The 1,565-nt window shown below is 72.9% G+C and carries 2 protein-coding genes and 1 pseudogene; all 3 read right to left on the bottom strand.

Features of this window, described 5'->3' with window-relative positions; genetic code table 11:
• Positions 1-249, bottom strand: a 249-nt coding sequence (locus ACFWN1_RS33210; RefSeq protein WP_384370471.1) for a hypothetical protein, incomplete at its 3' end; no start/stop codon positions are given.
• A 76-nt stretch (positions 250-325) separates the two neighbouring features.
• The gene (locus ACFWN1_RS33205; RefSeq protein ID WP_384370468.1) at positions 326-619 is read right to left on the bottom strand and encodes a WXG100 family type VII secretion target; all 294 of its coding nucleotides are present in this window, start codon (positions 617-619) and stop codon (positions 326-328) included.
• Positions 620-899: 280 nt separating this feature from the next.
• A pseudogene (locus ACFWN1_RS33200) lies at positions 900-1,565 on the bottom strand (hypothetical protein); the annotation flags it as partial.

Here is a 1,565-nt window from a genome sequence, read left to right as displayed (position 1 = left end):
CACGGGAGCACCGAGCCCCAGGTCCATGCCGTCCCGTACACCCGCCGCCTGGAGTGTGCTCCCGGGGTCGAGGAGCTTCGAGCCGGCGTACAGGGCCTGCTCCGGCACCGTGGTGCCGGCGGCCCCCTCGTACCCGACGGCGCGGGCCAGCTCGGCCGCGAACCTGCCCGCGGTGGCGGTCGGTTCGGTCTCCACGGCGACGGTGGTGGACACCTCCTCGGCGCGCGGATCACGAACGCTGACGGTCAATCGCACTGCTCATCGTCCTTCTCGGGTAGCGGTGGGTGCGGCGCCGATCGCCGTGCGGCGGCCCGGTGCCTGTGGGTCAGGACAGGGCGGAGCCGAGCTGGCTGTCGGTCTGGTCGAAGGCCTCACCGACGGTCTTCACGTACTGGCCGATGCCCTGCAGGCCCTGGTTGACCTGCTCGAAGCCCTTGGCGAACTCGTCGAAGAACGGCGAGAAACGCTGCTGCGCGGCCGGCGTGCTGTAGCCGTCGGCGAGCAGGGTGGAGATCTTGCCGCGGACCTCGTTGAGCTTGTCCTGGAGCTGGGAGAAGTCGTTGAGCAGGGCCTGCGAGGTCGACGACGTGGTGTCGGAGTTGACGCTGTAGTTGGGCACGGAAGTACTCCTTGCTGGTGGTTGATGCCGTCCATCCATTCAGGGATGGAGAACTGGGTGTACGAGACCTCTTTGGCGTGTTTCGGAAGTGGCGTCGGCCGCGTGGAGGGCGGGCCGCCGGCGTCCGGTGCGTGCGACCGCGGGGCGGAGGGTCGCTCCGGTACTGGCTGTGCCGGGGCGATCCCGGCAACGCGGCTGAGGTCGCTCTTCCCGTGCCTTCGGGCAGTGGGGGGAGTGCGTACCGGGCGTCGCCGGGCAGAGCGGACTTCCGAAACACGCCCTAGCCACCTGCGTCGCCGGCCGCCGGTGCCGGCGGTGGCCCTGTCACCGGGGTCGGGGCCGGAGCTGTCGCCGGTACCGCTGCCGGAGGGGGTGCCGGAGTGGGGACTGTCGCGGGCCCGGTCACTGGTGCCGGAGCCGAGGCCGGAGCCGACGGTGGTGCCGGGACGGTTGCCGGCCCGGTCGCCGGGGCCGGTCCTGTCGTGGGAACCGGAGCGGGTGCCGGGGCGGACGGGCCGGACCCGGCCGGGGCCGCCGGCCGCGGGTCGACGGGTGTGGGCGGCCGCGGGGACGGCGGCGACACGTGCACCGGGGGCGCGATGTCGGGCCGGGGGCGGCCCTTGATGGGGATCTTGGCGGTGAGACCGTCGACGGCGCGGCCCAGGCCGGCCTTGCCGACCGCGCCGACGCCGATTCTCGATGCCGAGTTGGCGATCTCGTGGGCGGCGGCCTCGGCAGGGTCCTCGTCCTGGGCGATCCCGACTCCGATCTTGGTGCCGAGCGTCGCGCCTTCCTCCAGGGTGCTGCCCAGCTGGTCAGACGCCTTCTTGCCGAGGGAGTCGCCGAGCGCCGGTTCGGTGGTGTCCCCGAACGTCCCGCCCCGGCCCTCCTGCACCGGTGCGTTGCCCCGCCCCTTGCCGATGGCGCCGACCCCACCCTTGAACAC

Origin of the sequence: Streptomyces sp. NPDC058459 (assembly GCF_042721685.1) — a bacterium.
Lineage (GTDB): Bacteria > Actinomycetota > Actinomycetes > Streptomycetales > Streptomycetaceae > Streptomyces.
The sequence above is the reverse complement of the archived record's forward strand: the minus strand, read 5'-3'. Positions and strand labels throughout refer to the sequence as shown.